The sequence below is a fragment of the Methylopila sp. 73B genome (assembly GCF_000526315.1).
Lineage (GTDB): Bacteria > Pseudomonadota > Alphaproteobacteria > Rhizobiales > Methylopilaceae > Methylopila.
Genome location: NZ_JAFV01000001.1, coordinates 2,466,455 through 2,484,081, shown reverse-complemented (window position 1 = coordinate 2,484,081; position 17,627 = coordinate 2,466,455). Strand labels below are relative to the sequence as shown.

General features: G+C 70.3%; 13 protein-coding genes, 1 tRNA gene and 1 pseudogene. 9 read left to right on the top strand and 6 right to left on the bottom strand.

Annotated features, from left to right (window positions below):
- Window positions 1-223 precede the first annotated feature (223 nt).
- The gene (locus K244_RS0111975; RefSeq protein WP_020186510.1) at window positions 224-2,950 is read right to left on the bottom strand and encodes a PAS domain S-box protein; all 2,727 of its coding nucleotides are present in this window, start codon (window positions 2,948-2,950) and stop codon (window positions 224-226) included.
- A 259-nt stretch (window positions 2,951-3,209) separates the two neighbouring features.
- Here K244_RS0111975 and K244_RS0111970 point away from each other — a divergent pair, with 259 nt between their 5' ends.
- The 3 genes from K244_RS0111970 to K244_RS0111960 all read left to right on the top strand — a co-directional run bounded on the left by K244_RS0111970 (window position 3,210) and on the right by K244_RS0111960 (window position 4,503).
- On the top strand, window positions 3,210-3,578 hold the full coding sequence (locus K244_RS0111970) for a phasin family protein (protein WP_020186509.1): 369 nt from the start codon (window positions 3,210-3,212) through the stop codon (window positions 3,576-3,578).
- A 160-nt stretch (window positions 3,579-3,738) separates the two neighbouring features.
- Complete coding sequence (locus K244_RS0111965) at window positions 3,739-4,215, top strand: phasin (RefSeq protein ID WP_020186508.1); 477 nt, start codon at window positions 3,739-3,741, stop codon at window positions 4,213-4,215.
- Window positions 4,216-4,426: 211 nt separating this feature from the next.
- A tRNA-His gene (locus K244_RS0111960) sits at window positions 4,427-4,503 on the top strand.
- Window positions 4,504-4,913: 410 nt separating this feature from the next.
- Here K244_RS0111960 and K244_RS0111955 read toward each other — a convergent pair.
- The 3 genes from K244_RS0111955 to K244_RS0111945 form a co-directional block, all read right to left on the bottom strand.
- The gene (locus K244_RS0111955; protein ID WP_020186507.1) at window positions 4,914-5,552 is read right to left on the bottom strand and encodes a TetR family transcriptional regulator; all 639 of its coding nucleotides are present in this window, start codon (window positions 5,550-5,552) and stop codon (window positions 4,914-4,916) included.
- Window positions 5,553-6,098: 546 nt separating this feature from the next.
- The gene (locus K244_RS0111950; protein ID WP_020186506.1) at window positions 6,099-6,929 is read right to left on the bottom strand and encodes a MipA/OmpV family protein; all 831 of its coding nucleotides are present in this window, start codon (window positions 6,927-6,929) and stop codon (window positions 6,099-6,101) included.
- Between the two features lie 111 nt (window positions 6,930-7,040).
- Complete coding sequence (locus tag K244_RS0111945) at window positions 7,041-8,087, bottom strand: GntR family transcriptional regulator (protein ID WP_020186505.1); 1,047 nt, start codon at window positions 8,085-8,087, stop codon at window positions 7,041-7,043.
- Window positions 8,088-8,329: 242 nt separating this feature from the next.
- Between K244_RS0111945 and K244_RS0111940 the strand changes: the two genes are divergently transcribed.
- From K244_RS0111940 to glpK, 3 genes and pseudogenes are all read left to right on the top strand, one after another.
- A complete protein-coding gene (locus K244_RS0111940; protein ID WP_020186504.1) occupies window positions 8,330-9,127 on the top strand; it encodes a DeoR/GlpR family DNA-binding transcription regulator in 798 nt (265 codons plus the stop codon).
- A pseudogene (gene glpD, locus K244_RS21905) lies at window positions 9,124-10,634 on the top strand (glycerol-3-phosphate dehydrogenase). Before K244_RS0111940 ends, glpD begins: the two are co-directional and overlap by 4 nt.
- Window positions 10,631-12,130, top strand: a complete 1,500-nt coding sequence (glpK, locus tag K244_RS0111930; RefSeq protein ID WP_020186503.1) for a glycerol kinase GlpK — start codon at window positions 10,631-10,633, stop codon at window positions 12,128-12,130. Before glpD ends, glpK begins: the two are co-directional and overlap by 4 nt.
- 43 nt (window positions 12,131-12,173) lie before the next feature.
- On the opposite strand, the gene K244_RS0111925 is transcribed toward glpK, so the two are convergent.
- Together K244_RS0111925 and K244_RS0111920 are read right to left on the bottom strand one after the other, a co-directional pair.
- Window positions 12,174-12,698 (bottom strand): flavin reductase, encoded by a 525-nt coding sequence (locus K244_RS0111925; protein WP_020186502.1) that lies wholly within the window; start codon window positions 12,696-12,698, stop codon window positions 12,174-12,176.
- A gap of 88 nt (window positions 12,699-12,786) precedes the next feature.
- Window positions 12,787-14,352 (bottom strand): GMC family oxidoreductase N-terminal domain-containing protein, encoded by a 1,566-nt coding sequence (locus K244_RS0111920; RefSeq protein ID WP_020186501.1) that lies wholly within the window; start codon window positions 14,350-14,352, stop codon window positions 12,787-12,789.
- Between the two features lie 116 nt (window positions 14,353-14,468).
- Here K244_RS0111920 and K244_RS0111915 point away from each other — a divergent pair, with 116 nt between their 5' ends.
- From K244_RS0111915 to K244_RS0111905, 3 genes are all read left to right on the top strand, one after another.
- Window positions 14,469-14,975, top strand: a complete 507-nt coding sequence (locus tag K244_RS0111915) for a MarR family winged helix-turn-helix transcriptional regulator (protein ID WP_020186500.1) — start codon at window positions 14,469-14,471, stop codon at window positions 14,973-14,975.
- A 371-nt stretch (window positions 14,976-15,346) separates the two neighbouring features.
- On the top strand, window positions 15,347-16,450 hold the full coding sequence (locus K244_RS0111910; RefSeq protein WP_020186499.1) for an ABC transporter ATP-binding protein: 1,104 nt from the start codon (window positions 15,347-15,349) through the stop codon (window positions 16,448-16,450).
- The gene (locus K244_RS0111905; protein ID WP_020186498.1) at window positions 16,447-17,574 is read left to right on the top strand and encodes an ABC transporter ATP-binding protein; all 1,128 of its coding nucleotides are present in this window, start codon (window positions 16,447-16,449) and stop codon (window positions 17,572-17,574) included. Before K244_RS0111910 ends, K244_RS0111905 begins: the two co-directional genes overlap by 4 nt.
- Window positions 17,575-17,627 lie beyond the last annotated feature (53 nt).

The following is a 17,627-nucleotide window of genomic DNA, read 5'->3' as shown; positions in this document are numbered from 1 at the left end:
AGTCCCGAGGGCGGATTGCAGGAAGATTACAGTTTGGAATTCATCTAAACTATTGGTCTTGCTCGCGATTTTAAGTAGGGACTCAGCGCGCCGCCGTCAACGTGGATTCGAGCCCGGACGCCGTCCCACGCGGAATCGTTCGGATTGTCGTTAAATCAGCTCGGGCGGACCCGGCGTTTTTGGAGGAGGAGAGGCGCGTCTGTTGGACGTTACCGCTGCCGCCTCACCGGCGCGCCTTGGCGAAGGCCTGGAACGTCACTTCGATCAGCGTGCCGGCGCCGACCGTGCTCTGCATGGCGAACTTGGCGTTGTTGGCTTCGACCAGCGCCTTCGTGAGTGGTAGCCCGACGCCCGCGCCTTCCGGACCGGAGGTCGTCAGCGGGCGGAACGGCTCCAACGCCAGCGCCAGCTCCTTCTTCGACATGCCGGCGCCCGCGTCGCGGACCCGCACCACTGGCTCCCCGAGGTCGTTGATCGCTGTCGCGACGATCACCTGGCCGCCGCCGGGCGTCAGCTTCACCGCGTTCATGGCGAGGTTGAGCACGATCTGGCGGGCGGAGCGCAGATCGGCGCGCACCGGCGGCAGGCTGCGGGCGAGCGATGTGCGGATGATGATCCGCCCGCGGTTCGCCTCCGGCTGAAGCTGCGCCACCGCTTCGGCCGCGATTTCGTTGAGATCGACCTCCTGGAACTCGAGCTCGAGCTTGCCGGCCTCGATCTTGGCGAGGTCCAGCAGGTCGTTGACCAGGCTGACGAGGTGGCGGCCGGAGAGGTGGATGTCCTTGAGGTAGTCCTTGTAGCGCTCGTTGCCGATCGCCCCGAAGCGCTCCTCCATCATCACCTCGGCGAAGCCGACGATGGCGTTGAGCGGGGTGCGGATCTCGTGGCTGATCTTGGCGAGGAAGTCCGATTTCTGCGCGTTGGCGCGCTCCGCCTGGCGCTTGGCGGCGATCAGCTCCTCCTCCGCCCGCTTCCAGTGCGTGACGTCGCGCAGAACGGCGCAGAAGCGCGCGTCCTCGTCCTGGCCGATGCGGCCGAGAGTGAGGTAGAGCGGCACGGCGCCGCCCTGGCGCACAAGTCCCAGAACCTCGCGACCGTCGTTCAGCAGCGAGGCGACGGCGTTGTCGCGGAGGCTGTCGAGATACTCGAACGCCGTCCGGCGGCTTTCCGGCGCAAGCGCCAGCGAGAACAGGCTGCCGACGATCTCGCGGGATTCGTAGCCGAGCAGCGCCTCGGCGCTGCGGTTCATGGAGAGGATCCGACCGGCGGAATCGAGCGTCAGCACGCCGTCGGTCGCGGTGTCGAGGATCGCCGCGAGCTCCTGCTCGCGCCGCCGGGCCGCCTCCATGCCAAGGCTCGGCCGCCGAAGAGCCACGAGCGTCGAGGCCGTCTCGTTCCAGGCGATCGCGGCGAGGGTCGCTTCGACCTCGACCGCCGAGCCGTCCGCCGTGAGCAGCCGCAAGGTCGACGGGGCGCTTTCGGCGGGGTCGGCGGCCTCCGCGAACAGCCGCTCGGGCGGGCGGGCGGCGAGGCTCGCGAGGTCGCCGTCGCCGGTCAGGTCGAGCGCGGCCTTGTTCGCGTAGGCGATGCGTCCGCCCGACAGCACGATCGCTCCGAGAGGAAGGCGGTCCAGCATCCGGGCGAAGTCGTCGGCGGAGGCGGGGCTCGCAGGCGCCGACGGGAGCGGCGGCGCGTCGGAGCCGAGCGACATCTCCGCATCGGCGGCGATGTCCTCCCAGACCGCGCGGGCCGCCGCGGGTCCGTCCGCCCCGCCAAGACCCCGCAGCCGCCGGGCGATCTCGTCGAACGCGTTTTCCTCGATCGGGGTCAGCACGGCGCGCGGGGCTGATGTCTCGCGGAGATGCACCACGTTCGCGGGGAAGGGCGGCGGCGGCGCCGCGGCGAAGATCGCCGGCGGCTCCCGCCGCGCCCCGGGCTCGCGCAGTTCCAACGCGGGCCCGGGGTCGGGCAGGGCGAACGACATCTCCGCCTCCGCCTCAGGCTCAGGCTCGGCTTCGGCGTCCGCCGCCATGTGGACGTCCGGCGCGACGTCGGCCTCCGGCGCCAAGGCGTCGATCTCCTCGGCCGGAACCTCGGACGCGGGTTCGGCGACGGCGAGCCCGAGGCCGCGGAAGCCGATGAAGGTGCGGCCGCGGTCGAACATCGGCAGCGCCGAGAGCGTAAGGGGCAGGCGGCGGCCGCCCTCGATCGGCCAGGAGACCACCAACCCGTTCCAGCCGCTTCGCTGCGACAGCGCGCGCGCGACGGCGTCGTCCGGGTCGAGCCCGAGCGTCTCCGACGCCTCGGTCCAGCCCCGCCCGACGAGGTCGCGCCCGGGCGCGCCGACCACGTCGGCGAGGTCCGGCGAGACGAAGGCGATGCGGCCGTCGGCGTCGATCTCGAACACGAAACGAAGCGCCGCGGGGTCGGCGAGGGGAGCGGCGGGCGCCTGCTCCGAAGTGGAGGCCTTTTCGTTCTCCGGGGTGTCCGCGGAGGGTTCCGCCGCCGGCGCGTCGGCGTCATCGACGGCGTGGGAAGCGTCGGGCCTCAAGACGGCGCCGTCCGCCAGCGTCGGCGCGGCGGTCGGCTCATGAAGGGCGGCGACCGCGGGCTCAGACGATGCGTCAAGCGCCGCGAGCGCGACCTCGGGCGAGGCCAGCACCACGAGCGGCTCGCCTGCGACCACGACCGACTGCGCCTTGAACAGCTGGGGGGCGAACGCCCCTGCGGCGCCGACCCGCAGCCGGGCGAGCCCGCCGCGCGCGGCGGCCGCCGCCGCCCGCATGGTGGATGGATCGAAACGCGCCGCAGGCTCCAGCGCGCGGGCCGCCTTGTTCGCCCAGACGAGCGCCCCGTCGGCGCGCAGCGCCATGACTGGACCAAGGACGCCGTCGAGCGACGCCAGCCGAGGGTCGGCTGCGATCGCGTCGAGGGGGGCGTTCTCGGTCATTGGGGCCACTCCGGCGCGCCGGCCCGACGGGAGCGCGGCGGCGTGCGTTAACAAACACTTAAATATCGATCGGGCGGAACGCCGTCCATCCGCCCTAGCCCCTAGTCCAACGGCATCGGGCGGGAGGGTTAACGCGGCTCGCCGAATGGACGTTTGCGCGGCTCTGGGGCCGCTGCTACCACGGAGGCGAGGGCTCGTCCGCGACGAGGCGTCGCGCGTCGAGGGCTTCGGGATCAAGCGCCAACTCAAGGAGCGACCGATGGCGAACGACGCGAACCCCAAGTTCGAGATACCGAACGAAATGCGCGATTTTGCGGAGAAGAGCGTCGAGCAGGCCCGCAAGGCGTTCGACAGCTTCATGGACGCCGCCCAGAAGGCCTCGACGGCGTTGGAAAGCCAGCAGGAAGAGGTCGGCGAGCGGGCGCGCCAGGCGAACGCCTCCGCGGTCGCCTACGCCGAAGCGAACATCGCGGCCACCTTCGCATATGCGCAAAAACTCGTGCGCGCGCGCGACCTCCACGAGATGGTGGCGATCCAGACAGAGTTCGCAAAATCGCAAGTCGAAACACTTACGAAGCAGATAAACGAAAAGGGACAGTTCTCAGGGCGTCGTCCGGAAACAAAATAACGGTTTACGGCCGGCGAAGGGGTTGATGCGTCACCATCGCCCGCTTATGTTGCGCTGCACACAAGACCTGTCGTTCGACGGGTTGCGGGTCGGCGCGGCACGGCGGATCGCGCGGCTTTCGTGTTGACGGATTCCGCCGCACGAGCTGAGGACTACGACTATGGTAACCTCTCCCAAGGCCGCCGCCGCCAAGGCGGATGACGTGATCGACGACGTCGCTGCGGCGGCGAACAAGACCTTCGAGACCCCCGCGCAGGTGCGCGATCTGGCCGAGAAGGGCGTGCAGCAGGCCAAGCAGAACTACAGCCGTCTGAAGAGCGCTTCGGAAGAGGCGACGGACGCGCTTGAGGACGTCTACGCCACGCTGTCCAAGAACTACAAGGAGCTCGGCAAGAAGTCGGTCGAAGCGACGCGCAGCAATGTGAACGCGCATTTCGACTTCCTGTCGTCGCTCGTCGCCGCCAAGTCGCTGAGCGAAGCGGTCGAGCTTCAGGCCTCCTACGCCCGCAGGCAGTTCGACGTCATCGGATCGCAGGCCAAGGAGCTTTCGGCGCTCGCGCAGCGCGCGGCGGCCGATAGCGCCAAGCCGTTCCAGGACGTTGCGGCCAAGGGTCTCAAGTTCGCCCCGACCCGCTGACGCCCCGCTGACAGGCGAACGTCGCTTACTACCGCGCCCGGGCCTCCCAAGGCCCGGGCGTTTTCGTTCGTGAGCCGGTCTGTCGAAGAGGCGGCGCCCGCGCCAAACGGCTCCGTCGCAAAGGGCGCGGAGCCCATGTCGGAAATGCGCCGCCGCCGCTTGCCTGCGCGTCCGGATTCGCCTAGGTTCCGCCGCGCCGAAAAGGCCCGGTGCCGCCATAGCTCAGTTGGTTAGAGCGCTAGATTGTGGATCTAGAGGTCCCTGGTTCGAGCCCAGGTGGTGGTACCAACATTCTCTCAGGACTGGTGTTTAGCAACCTTGCGCGTGGGATGGCCTGCGTTCGCGGCGTCGCCGGCGCGCGCGCCGGGCCTAGCGGCTTGGGCTGTATGCCGCTCCGTCTGATCGCTGGTTCGAGGCGATAGGTGAGGCGGCCCGTCCTGACGTTCGGAGCAGGCCGCCTCGGCGTTCGCCACGGGCGAGGTGGTGCACGATTTCCATGACGTTGGCGCGACGGCGGAAGACCCCCGTATGGCGACGCGCAAGCGTTGTGCGATAGGGGAGGGTGAGCTGCGGGCGACGCGTGGGGACGCTGGGTCGTCGCCCGCAGCTCGGGTCCCCACCGGACTCCGGCGGGTCGAGGACCGGAGATCGATGGAGCGAGGAAGCGGCCGCCGGAACCATCCGGCGGCCGCAATTCGTCAGGCGCTCGCCGCCTTCGAGCTGGAGGCTTCGCCCAGAACCCGGATGAACGCCTGCACCATGGCGCAGCCCTGGGCCGTCAGGTCCATCTCTTCGGGCGCCTCCAGCCAGCGGCGAAACACGCCGAACACCAGCGCCCGGAACGCGCCTTGCGCCAGCGCCGGCGTGAAGGCCGGGTGCAGCAGCCCGCGACCGCCGGCGGCCGCGAACAGGGCGCCGAACCGCGCGTCCAGCGAACAGTCGGCTTCTTTCCGGCGCCGGAGAGCTTCCGCCATCTCGTCGGTGTACTCGCAGCGCAGGAGCAGGATCGCGAGCACCCGCTTCTGGCTTTCGTCCGTCGCGATCCGGCGGAACATGTCGCAGACGACGTCGGCGACGGTCGCCAGCGGGTCGCGGTCCGGCGTGTCGGCGAGCTGTTCGCAGAGGTCCTCCTGCGGCAGCCACGCGCGGTCCTGCATGGCGAGGAACAGCTCGACCTTATTGGCGAAGTGCCAATAGACCGCGCCCCGGGTGACGCCGGCGGCGCGCGCGATGTCGTCGAGAGACGAACGTGCGACCCCACGCTCGAAGAAGGTCATCTCCGCCGCATCAAGGATCTGGTCGCGCGTCCGCTCCGCGTCCGCCTTGGTCTTGCGCATGTCGCTCCTGCCTGTCGCGACTATTATTCATACATGAATGTATGTAAAGGATTGGCTTGCGAACCGGGCCGTTGGGTCGATCACGGCCTCGTGCGCGAAGACGCGACATCTGCGGTTCCGGTCGCCGGCGCGCTTGCGACCACGTCGATCTCAGCCGCGGGGCCCCGCCGAGGCGGGCGGCCTGGACTCAAGCTCCCTCGGGTGTCGCCAACGTGCTGACCAACGCCGTCATTCCGGCCGCAGCGCCGGAACCGATCAGTCCGCCGGTTGAGAACAGCCCCAACTGCCGGGCTGATGGGTCCCGTGACAGGCCCGGGGGACGCGGAGCGCGAGGCGCCGGCGTATTCACCTGACGTGAAACCCGTGAAACTCGGAATCCAGGCGGTGCGGGCGGCGGCACGGCCGCCCCTGAAGGGCGCGAGACGACGCGGCCCCCTGCGCAGCCATTGTCCGCCGGCATCGCCAGGCCGGCCTCGGCAAAACGAAAAAGGCGCGCTTCGAGAAGCGCGCCTTCAGCAGCCTCTCCGACCGACCGGCCGGCTTACGTCACCAGTTGACGTCGAAGGAGTACGCCACGCCGAGACCGACGGTGAACTGATCCTTGGAGCCGGCCCGCTTCACGATCGGGCTGTCGGCGGCGTCGGAGACGAGGCGGTTGTAGCCGCCGAACACGGTCGTGCTCCAGTTCGGCGTCCAGTCGTAGGTCGCGGCGCCCGCAACGCCGACCGACTTGACGCCGCCCTTGGCGTTGTAGCGCGACAGGCCGGTGCGAACCGAGTCGCGGTTCGTGACGCCGAAGTACTCGTTCATGAAATCCGAGTCGCCGAGGGCGAGGCGGGGGCCGACCGAGAGGGTCCACGGACCCCGACGCTCGATCCAGTCCGCGGCGATATCGCCGACGAAGCCGTCATGGCCGGTCACGCCGTAGCGGAGCTCGCCGCGAACGCGAATGTTATGGGTCGGGTAGACTTCGAGGAACACGCCCGGCTCGATCCCCCAATCGACGTCATGGAGGCCGCGGAGCTTGTTGACCTCGCTCGAGTTGCGCTCGGACCGCACGCGGCCGACGGGGCCGAACTGGAAGAATTCGCTGTCGTAGAGGGCAAAGCCGAAGCCATCGTCCGGAGCGCCGAACTTCCAGGGCTGGCCGGGACGGCGGATGCTCAAGCCCGGTGTGCCGGACACGCCGTACTTGTCGACGCCCTCGAACTTGGGCTGGAACACGCCGGTGGCCTTGAGCGTCACGCGCCAGCCGCTCTCGTCCACCACGGTGGGGGCGATCGCGACGCCGTCAACTGCGAGATCGGCCGCGAAGGCGGGCGCGGCGACGGTCGCGAGCGCTAGTGCGAGCAGGCTCGCGGACGAACGAATGTGCATCTCAGAAAGCTCCGGGGGAGGGCGTCGGAAGCCGCATGGGCGACATCCTGATCTCGGCGGCAAGTATGGCGTGAAACTGTCGGTCGAACACCCTTTCGCCGCGAAGAGATCTCAGGCGTGGCGGAAAGGCCGCACTGCGTCGATCTCGCTCAGGTGGGTGCGGCGATACCCTCTGTAGGGAAGGCCGTCGTCGGGGTCGAACTGGAGATAAGGCGGCAGCGTCGCCGGCGTCAGCGCGGCGATCTCAGTGACATGCTCGATGTAGGCGACCTTCGCTTCGCACAGGTGATGCCGCAACGCCTCGGCCGCGCCGTCGACGTCGTCGTCCGCGAGCCGGTCGGCGACGGCCAGATGCTCGGAAAGGATCTGCCGGAACCCGTGGGGCATCTTCGCGAAGAGCTGGCGGTTCGCCGCCAGTTGCAGTTGGCCGACGCGAAGGGCCTGGATGATCTCGGGGTTGTCGCACAGCGAGATCAGGTCGATGTGCAGCTCGCGTTCGAACGCGCAGATTTCGAGCGGGGTGACATAGGGAAGCCGGCTGTAGGCCGTCGCAAGGCGATCGCGCATGTCCCGCGCGGCGTGGTAGCGACCGCCTTCGATGGCGCGGCGCAGCGCGACCGGCTCAAGCGCGCGACGGAGTTCATAGAGGTCGGAAGCGCGCTCGGCGGTGAGCGGCGTGACGCGCCAGAAGTTGCGCTCATCCTTGTAGATCAGCCCCACGCGCTCGATCCGCGAAAGCACGTCGCGGGCGACGGTTCGCGAGACGCCATAGATCTTCGCAATCTCGAGCTCGATGATCCGCAATGGGCCGAAGATGGCGCCGCCGCCGACTTCGGCCTCCACTTCGGCGTAGATCCGCGACCAGGCGGCGGGCGCGCGTCCGCCGAATTCGGACGCCGAGGGAAGCGCGACGAAGGCCTCGCGATCGATGCGGCGCAGGCGCTTGGGCGACGCGCCGTCGCCGCCGGCCACCCCGTAGCCGCGGCCGAGCAGCTTCACGAGCCGACCCTCCTCGCGCAGCAGTTCGAGCGCGGTCCGGACCGGCGTACGGCTCGTCAGCAAGGCCTCCGCCACGATCGCCTCGAACAGGACGTCGCCGGGCACGAGCCAACCGGCGACGATCGCCTCAGCGATGACGCCCCTAATGCGAAAGTGCAAGCTTGAAGACACTCTTGGCCCTAACGCAGCGCGCTGTCGCAATACCAACGGTGGTCGATTGCTTAATGCAGTCTTAAGCCGACTGTCGATCCGCACCTTTGCGTATGATCCAAAATCCTTCAATCAGCGAGGGCAATTTCATACGGTGCAACCGCCCGCGTCTTAATCTTAAGGAGGTCGTTCGCGCGGCGCCCGTCCATGCGATGTTCGCTGAAACCGTTGGAACAAGACGGAGGAAGCGCATGGAGCAGCTCAATGGGCGGCAGCACGAGATCGTGGCGCTCGCGCGGTCGGTGGGGCGCGTGGTGGTGGAGGATCTTGCCGCGCGCTTCTCCGTCACGCCGCAGACCATCCGGAAGGATCTGAACGAGCTCTGCGAGCGCCGGATGCTGTCGCGCGTCCATGGCGGCGCGACGATCGCGTCCGGGGTCGAGAACGTCGGTTACGACGCTCGCCGCTTCATCGCGCAGGACGAGAAGAGGGCGATCGGCGAGGCCGCCGCGCGGATCATTCCGAACGGTTCGTCGCTGTTCATCAACATCGGAACGACGACGGAAGAGGTCGCCCGGGCGCTCGGCCGCCATGAAGAGCTGCTCGTCATCACCAACAACCTGAACGTCGCGACCCTGCTCTATCGCCATCCCGGGGTCGACGTGATCGTCGCGGGGGGGCCGGTCCGCCGCTCCGACGCGGGCATCGTGGGCGGCCCCGCCGTCGATTTCATCAAGCAGTTCAAGGTCGACTACGCCGTCATCGGCGTGTCCGCGATCGACGAGGAGGGCGCGCTTCTCGACTACGACTACCGCGAGGTGATGGTCAGCCAGGCGATCATGGAGAACGCTCGCGAGATCGTGCTGGTGGCGGACCGGTCGAAGCTCGCCCGCAGCGCGCCGATCCGGGTCGGTCGCCTGTCGCAGGTGGACACGTTCGTGACGGATCGCCTGGACAGCGAAGAGCTCGCCGAATTGTGCCGGCGCCATGAGGTGCGGGTGGTCGAGACCGGGTTGCGCGACGAGGTCCAGAGCGAAGCGGCCCAGTGATCCCGGCGGCCGGCGTCTTCGACCTCGCGATCGTCGGCGGCGGGATCAACGGCTGCGGCCTCGCCCGCGACGCGGCCGGCCGCGGCCTTCGCGTGCATCTGAGCGAAGCGGGCGATCTCGGCGGCGCGACCTCGTCGGCGTCGACCAAGCTCGTCCATGGCGGCCTGCGCTACCTCGAGACCTTCCAGGTCCGGCTCGTGCGCGAGGCGCTCGCCGAGCGCGAGGTTCTGCTCGGCCTCGCGCCCCACCTCGTCCGGCCGATGAGCTTCGTCCTCCCGCATCATCCCGGCCTGCGGCCCTGGCCGCTGCTCCGCTTCGGTCTGTTCCTGTACGATCGGCTCGGAGGCCGGACGACGCTCCCGGCGTCGCGCACGCTCGATCTCGCCCGCACGCCCGAGGGCGCCGCGCTGAAGCCGAGCTTCCGCCGCGCGCTCGAATACGTGGACTGCTGGGTCGACGACAGCCGTCTCGTCGTCCTGAACGCGGTCGACGCCCGGGCGCGCGGCGCGACGATCGCGCCCCGCACCGAAGTCGTCGCGGCGGCGCCAGGCGAAGGTCTCTGGCGACTGACGCTGCAGGATCGGGCCGGCCGGCGGGAGATCGCGGCGCGCGCGCTGATCAACGCGGCAGACCCCTGGGTCGCCGCGATGGCCGGGCGGATCGCGGGGGCGACCAACCTCGGGTGCGGCTCGTGCGCGGCTCGCACATCGTCACCCGCCGGCTGTTCGCAGGCGACCGGGCGTTCATCTTCCAGCATCGCGACGGCCGCGTGGTGTTCGCGATCCCCTACGAACAGGACTTCACGCTGATCGGCACGACCGATTGCGATCACGACGGCGATCCCGCCGCGGCCGTCCCGACCGCGGAGGAGGTCCGTTACCTCTGCGACGCCGTCAGCGCGTACTTCGCGACGCCCGTGCAGCCCGCCGACGTGGTGTGGAGCTTCGCGGGCGTCCGACCGCTGCACGACGACGGCCGGGACGCCGCCCAGACGGCGAGCCGGGACTACGCGCTGGACCTCGACGCCGGCGAGGGGAGCCCGCCCTTGCTGACGGTGATCGGCGGCAAGCTGACGACCTACCGCAAGCTGGCCGAGGCGGCGCTCGCCCGGCTCGCCGGGCCGCTCGAGCTGACCGCGCCGGCGTGGACCGCCGCCGTCCCGCTTCCCGGCGGCGACTTTGGTGGGCGAAATATGGCGACGCTCGTCGACGATCTTACGCGCGCCTGCCCGTTCTTCGCGCCGACGACGGCGCAGCGTCTCGTGCGGCTCTATGGCGTCCGGGCCCACGAGATTTTCGCAGGCGCGGCGGCGATCGACGACCTGGGCGAAGACTTCGGCGCGGGGCTCACCGAACGCGAGGCGCGTCATCTCTTTGCGGCGGAATGGGCGCGCACCGCCGAGGACGTGCTCTGGCGGCGGACCAAGCTCGGCCTGCGGTTCAGCGCACCGCAGACGGAGCGGCTCGCCGCGTTCATGGACACCTTGTCGGAGGAGGACCCGGCATGAGCACGCATCTTCTCGCGATCGATCAGGGCACGACGTCGACGCGGGCGATTGTGTTCGACGCCGGCCTCGCGCCGGTGGCCTCGGCGCAGCGCGAGTTCCGGCAGATCTATCCGCGGCCGGGCTGGGTCGAGCATGACCCCGAGGATCTTTGGGCGACCACGGTCGCGACCGTCTCGGAGGCGCTGGCGCGCGCGGGCCTCCACGCGGCGGATGTGGCGGGCCTTGGGATCGCCAACCAGCGCGAGACCGTGGTGGTGTGGGAGCGCGCCACGGGCCGGGCGATCCACAACGCGATCGTCTGGCAGGACCGTCGCACCGCCGAGATCTGCGCGCGGCTCGAGGCTGAGGGCGCCGGGCGCGACGTCGCGGCCAAGACGGGGCTGCTGCTCGACCCGTACTTCTCGGCCGCCAAGATCGGCTGGCTGCTCGACCGCGTGGACGGCGCGCGGGCTCGGGCGGAGGCCGGCGAGCTTCTGTTCGGAACGGTCGACAGCTACCTGATCTGGCGCCTCACCGGAGGCGGCGCGCATGCGACCGACGCGACCAACGCCTGCCGCACCTCGCTCTACGACATTCACGTAGGGCGGTTCGACGAGGATCTCTGCCGGCTGTTCGACGTGCCGCGCGCGATGCTGCCGGAGGTCTTCGACTGCGCGGGAGAGTTTGGCGCCACGTCCCCGGACGTCTTCGGCGGGTCGATCCGCATCCTGGGCGTCGCGGGCGACCAGCAGGCGGCCATCGTCGGCCAAGCGTGCTTTGAACCGGGCATGGCGAAGGCGACCTACGGCACCGGCGCCTTCGCGCTGCTGAACGTCGGCGAACGTCCGGTCATGTCGCGCAACAGGCTGCTGACGACCGTCGCGTACCAGCTCGGCGGCGTCCGCACCTACGCCCTCGAAGGCGCGATCTTCGTGGCGGGCGCGGCGGTGCAATGGTTGCGCGACGGGCTCGGCCTCGTGCGCGAAGCCTCCGAAACGCAGGCGCTCGCCGAAGCCGCGGATCCCGACCAGGACGTCTATCTCGTGCCCGCCTTCGTGGGCCTCGGCGCGCCGCACTGGGACGCGGAGGCGCGCGGCGCCCTGTTCGGACTGACCCGCGGGGCAGGCCGGGCGGAGATCGCCCGCGCGGCGCTGGAATGCGTCGGCTACCAGACGCGCGATCTGCTGGAGGCGATGCAGGCGGACTGGCCGGAGGCGGCCGGCGTGCGAACGGTGTTGCGGGTGGACGGCGGCATGGCGGCGAGCGACTGGACCCTGCAGTTCCTCGCCGACGTGCTGGACGCGCCGGTGGACCGGCCGATCGCGCCGGAGACGACGGCGCTGGGGGCCGCCTACCTCGCCGGTCTCGCGGCGGGCGTCTGCCCGGAGCCCCAGGACTTCGCCGCCGCGTGGCGCCTGGACCGCCGCTTCGAGCCGCAGATGGACCCCGCGAGGCGCACCAGAAAGCTCGTCGGATGGCGTGGCGCGGTCCGCCGAACCAAGACGATCTCGGACTAAGTAGCCAGATCTCCACGCAAACGCGCGGACGGGAGGCCCCGGATCACGCGGCCGGCGTAGCCGTCACGGCGGCCTCGTCGCGGCGATAGCCGCGGCGGTGGTAGAGCAGTCCGTCGCGATGGTCGTCGGAGGCGTCGACGGCGTCGAGCTCCACGATCAGGATCGTGTGGCTGCCGATCTCGCGCGCCTCGATCACCCGGCCGTCGAACACGGCCACGGCGTCGATCAGCGTCGGCGCGCCGGTCGCCAGGACGCGCCACTCGCCTGTGGCGAAGCGATCGTCCTCGCGGCCGCCGGACGACCGAGCGAAGGCGCGCGCCACCGCCTCCTGATCGCCGGACAGCACGTTGACGGCCAGCACGGCGTTCTCCGTGACGCGGGTGTGGATCGTGCTGGCGCGGTTCAGGCAGACGAGCAGGGTCGGCGGCGAGTCCGTGACGCTCGCGACAGCCGTCGCCGTCGCGCCGTGCCGTCCGCCGGGGCCGTCCGTCGTCACCACATGCACCGGCATCGCCACCCGCGACATCGCCTCGCGGTAACGCGCGGCGTTCTTATCCTTGACGGTCAAAGCGCATTGCTCCGGGGATCACCTGCGGGGGCGCCTGAGCGGCGGCCGCTTGATCCCATATAGGCGAGGGCGTTCGCAAACGCAGCGCTTATCGCGCGCCATCGGCGCCGATCAGGTCAGCGGCGCGTTCGCCGATGAGCACGCAAGGGGCGAGCGTGTTGCCGCCCGCGATCGCCGGCATGATCGAGCCGTCCGCCACGCGAAGGCCCTCGATCCCGTAGACCTTGAGCGAACCGTCCACGACCGACAGCGCGTCGCGGCCCATCTTGGCGGTGCAGGTCTCGTGGAAGTAGGTTCCGGCGGCGTTGCGGAGAAAGTCGAGCCGGGCGGCGTCGGGCAGGACGCCGGGCATCAGCTCGCGCTTCACGAAGGGACGCAGGGCCTCCGAGTTTCCAATCTCGCGGCAGAGCTCGAGCGCGATCATGAGCGCGCGCACGTCCGCCTCCTCGCTCAGGAAATTGGCGTGGATCCGCACCGGGTCCTCGGGCCGCGGGCCCGTCAGCTCCAGATGGCCGCGGCTCTTCGGACGGATCAGGCCGGGCGCGAGCGTGAAGGCGAGCGAGGGATCGACCGGCAGGTCGTAGGCCGGCCGGGTGATCTCGGACCCGAAGGCGGTCTCCTCCAGCATCGGCTGGAGGTCGGGCGAGGGGAGGGCCGCGTCGCTCTTGCAGAAGAAGGTGAACTCCGCCGAGTTGTTTCGCGGCGGCTCCGGTGTGCGGTACTCGAAGACGCAGCCCGCCACCAGGATATGGTCCTGGAAGTTCTGGCCGACGCCGGGCAGGTGCTGGACCACGTCGATCCCGTGGCGCTTCAGCTCGCGCTCGTCGCCGACGCCCGACAGCATGAGGGTTTTCGGCGTGTTCACGCCGCCGAGTGACAGCACCACTTCGCGGTCCGCGCGGACGACCCGGATCTCGCCGTCGAGCTCGAACTCGACGCCGACGGCGCGCTTGCCCTCGATCACCACCCGGCGGACCGTCGCGCCGGTCAGGACCGTGAGGTTCGGCTGGTCGAGGCGCGGCGCGAGATAGGCCGCGGCGGTCGAGACCCTCGTTCCGTCCTTCGCCACGTTGACGTTCGCCACCGCGCAGCAGCCGTCGCCGGCCATCGCCTCCGCGTTGTGGTCCGCGACCTGCGGCACCCCGAGCGCCGAGGTCGCCTCCAGCAGTGCGCCGACCACCGGCACGGGATCCTTCGGCAAGGTGATCGCCATCGGCCCGGCGACGCCGCGCAGGGGGGAAGGCGGCCCGTCCCAGCTCTCGATCCGCCTGTAGAGGTCGATCGCCGCGGCGTAGCCCCAGCCGGCGTCGCCGCTCTCCGCCTCCCAGAGATCGAAGTCCGCCTTGTGGCCGCGCGCCCAGACGAGGCCGTTGACGGCCGATCCCCCGCCGAGCGCCCGGCCCATCGGCAGGGCGGCGCGGCGACCGTTCAGGCCGGGGCAGGGCTCCGAGGCGAAGGCCCAATCGCGCTCCGAACCGATGTTTCGCATCCAGATCGTCGGGTCGCGAACCTCGGGGACGTCGCCCCAGCCGCCGGCTTCCAGCACGAGCACCCGAAGCTCGGGATGGGCCGCGAGCCGTCCCGCGACGACGCACCCGGCCGCGCCGCCGCCGCAGACGACGATGTCGAAGGTGGCGATATCACGTGCGGTCATGGCGTTTGGTCCGGTGTGGTTAAAACGGAACGGCGCTGGCGCGCCGATTGCAGGCTTGATCGCCGTATCGTGGCGTGGCGAGGTCGCGGCGGACCTGCGCGAAGGGGCGAACCAAGGTGACATCAGCGGACACGAGCGCCACGACAGGCGACGACGCGCCGGGCGATTGGCGCCTGCGGCCGCTGCAGTCGCGGCCGGGCTTCCTGATCCGCCGCCTGCACCAGATCCATGTCGCGCTGTTCCTGGAGGAATGCGCGTCGGAAGGGCTGACGCCGGTGCAGTACAGCGTGCTGACCGCGCTCGACCAGATGGGGCAGGTCGAACAGGTCGCCCTGTCGCGCGCGGTCGGCGTTGACCGCACCAACGTCGCCGAGGTGATCGCGCGGCTGGAGCGCCGCCGCTTCGTGCGCCGGCGGCTGTCGCCGGACGACGGCCGCAAGAAGCTCGCGGTGTTGACGGACCTTGGTCGCTCCGTGCTCAAGCGCGTCGAGCAGGGCGCGGCGCGCGCCCACGAGCGCACGCTCGCCGCGCTCCCGGAGGCCCGGCGCGAGGGTTTCCTCGACGATCTGGCTCTGCTCGTCGAGAGCAACAACGCCATCAGCCGCTCGCCCGTCTCAGGCTGATCCCCCACGCGCCGACGCCCAGCGCGCAGTCCCGCAGCTTCGCGGCGTAAACCGCGCACTCCAAAGCCTCGTTGACCGGAGGCGCTTCGGGTCTCGTTCCGCGGCGCGCGGCTCTGCGACGTTAAAATCGTCAGTACCATGACGATTGCCTTCGGTTGAGGCGCCGGTGCGGCGTCGGAGGGCAGATCGACCCGCCGCCGTCACGCAGCGCCGGACGGCGTCTCGGGATTTCAGAACGGGTCCAAGGAACTCACCATCTGGCATGCAATTTGATTGCCAGCACCCCGACGGACGACGCCAAGCGAGCACGACGGCTGATCCGCAGGGCGCGTCTGCCAGGGCGGCCCCGAAACAAAATAGGACGTACACTGATGACCGTGGTCCGGTTCGAGGCTGTGTCCAAGCGATATGCGGGCGTCGAGGCGCCGGCCGTCGCGGACCTGAACCTCGTCTGCGGCGACGGCGAAATGATCGCGCTGCTCGGCCCCTCCGGCTGCGGCAAGAGTTCGACGTTGAAGATGGCGGCCGGCCTCGAGGACCTGTCGGCGGGCGAGATCTTTTTCGACGACGAGCCGGTCGCGCGGCTCGAGCCCGGTGCGCGCAACGTCGCGATGGTGTTCGAGGACTACAGCCTCTATCCGCGCATGACGGTGCGGGAGAACATCGCCTTTCCGCTCGCCGCCCGCGGCGTCGACCGCGCCACGGCCCGCGCCCGCGTGGACGACGCGCTCGACCTTCTGGGCCTCGTCGAGCTGGCGGATCGCCCCGTGACCGGCCTGTCCGGCGGCGCGATGCAGCGCATCTCGATCGGCCGGGCGCTGGTGCGCGACCCGCGCCTCATCCTGTTCGACGAGCCGCTGTCCCATCTCGACGGCGACCAGCGCGTGCAGCTCCGCACCGAAATCAAGCGGCTGCAGAAGACGCGCCAGGTCACATCGATTCTCGTCACCCATGACCAGACCGAGGCGACCGCGATGGCGGACCGCATCGCCGTGATGCGACACGGCGTGCTGCAGCAGGTCGACACGCCGGCCGCGATGTACGAGCGCCCCGCCAACGTGTTCGTGGCGAACTTCATCGGGGAGCCGCCGATGAACATGCTGGCCGGCCGCCCGGCCGGCGCAGGCGCGGTTCATGTGGAGGCGTTCGGCCGTGCGATCGCGGTCGAGCCGCTCCGCGCGGCGCGCGCGGAGCGCGGCGACGGCGAACTCATCGTCGGCATTCGGCCCGAGCATCTCGCCATCGCGCCCGCCGACGGCGACCGCGCCGACGCCGTCGTCAGCTACCGCGAATGCCGCGGCGACGCCGACTCCCTGATCCTGACTCCACGGGCCTCGCCCGACGTCCAGATCCTCGTCGAGATTCCAGGCCCCGCGGCGTTCCGGCCCGGCGACGCCGTCTCCGTGTCGGTCGCGCCGGACCGGGTCCACCTGTTCGAGCGCGGGAGCGAGCGCAATGTGGAGGCGCTCACGTGACGTCGTTTCAGCCGCGCGCCGGTCTCGCGCTCACGGGCGTCCGCAAACGCTTCGGCGCCACGCTCGCCCTCGACGGCGTCACGCTGTCGGTCGGGCCGGGAGAGGTGCTTGCGATCACCGGTCCCTCCGGCGCGGGCAAGACCACGCTCTGCCGCGTCGTCGCGGGCCTCGAAACGCCCGATGAGGGGTCGGTGCGGTTCGGGTCCGAGCCGATGGACGACGTAGCCCCGGGCAGGCGCCGCGTCGCCTTCATGTTCGAATCCTACGCGCTCTACCCGCATCTTTCGGTGCGCGACAACGCGCTCTCCCCGCTGCGCGCGCCGGGCGGCGGCATCCCGCGCGAACGTCACCGGGCGATCGTCGACGAGACGCTCGGACTGCTCGAGATCGCGCATCTGGCCGATCGTCTTCCCGGCGCGCTCTCCGGCGGCCAGAAGCAGCGCGCCGCGCTCGCCCGCGCGCTCGTCCAGCAGCCGCGCGCGTTGCTCCTGGACGAGCCGATCTCGCATCTCGACGCCAAGCTGCGCCACAAGCTCCGCGGCGCGATCCGCCAGCGGCTGATGACCCGCGACAGCCCGTCGATCTGGAGCACGCCGGACGGGTTGGAGGCGCTGTCGGTCGGCGACCGGGTGGCGGTGATCGACCGCGGCCGGATCGAGCAGATCGGCGCGCCGGAGGACATCTGGCTGCGCCCGGCGACCATGACCGTGGCGCGGCTGATCGGCGATCCGCCCATGAGCGTGCTGAACGGGGAGCTCGAGGGCGATGGCGACGGGCTCGTCTTCGCGCGCGAGGGTCTTCGGCTGCCGCTTCCCGCCGGGCTCGCGGCCGACGCGGCGCGGGCGACGAGCCGGCGGGTGTCGCTCGGCCTGCGCGCCGGCGCCTTGAGCCTCGCCGCCGAGGACGCGGCGGGGGCGGCGCGCGGCGAGATCTACTCGCACGAGCCGTTCGGCAAGCACGAGATCATCACTTTCAGCGTCGCGGGCGGCGCGCAGATCAAGATCAAGACGCGAACCGCCGCCCAGGTGCGCATCGGCGAGGCGGCGGGGCTGATCTGCCCGCCCGAGGCGCTGGCGCTGTTCGACACCGAGACCGGCCGCTCGCTGCCGGCCTCGGCCGCATGACACACGACACACGCGACCACGCCCGGCCCCGAGAGGCCGCGGCGACGACGGGG

Coding starts and splice junctions, on each gene's coding strand:
- K244_RS0111975 (WP_020186510.1), bottom strand. CDS start 2,950: ATGACCGAGAACGCCCCCCTCGACGCGATCGCAGCCGACCCTCGGCTG.
- K244_RS0111970 (WP_020186509.1), top strand. CDS start 3,210: ATGGCGAACGACGCGAACCCCAAGTTCGAGATACCGAACGAAATGCGC.
- K244_RS0111965 (WP_020186508.1), top strand. CDS start 3,739: ATGGTAACCTCTCCCAAGGCCGCCGCCGCCAAGGCGGATGACGTGATC.
- K244_RS0111955 (WP_020186507.1), bottom strand. CDS start 5,552: ATGCGCAAGACCAAGGCGGACGCGGAGCGGACGCGCGACCAGATCCTT.
- K244_RS0111950 (WP_020186506.1), bottom strand. CDS start 6,929: ATGCACATTCGTTCGTCCGCGAGCCTGCTCGCACTAGCGCTCGCGACC.
- K244_RS0111940 (WP_020186504.1), top strand. CDS start 8,330: ATGGAGCAGCTCAATGGGCGGCAGCACGAGATCGTGGCGCTCGCGCGG.
- glpK (WP_020186503.1), top strand. CDS start 10,631: ATGAGCACGCATCTTCTCGCGATCGATCAGGGCACGACGTCGACGCGG.
- K244_RS0111920 (WP_020186501.1), bottom strand. CDS start 14,352: ATGACCGCACGTGATATCGCCACCTTCGACATCGTCGTCTGCGGCGGC.
- K244_RS0111910 (WP_020186499.1), top strand. CDS start 15,347: ATGACCGTGGTCCGGTTCGAGGCTGTGTCCAAGCGATATGCGGGCGTC.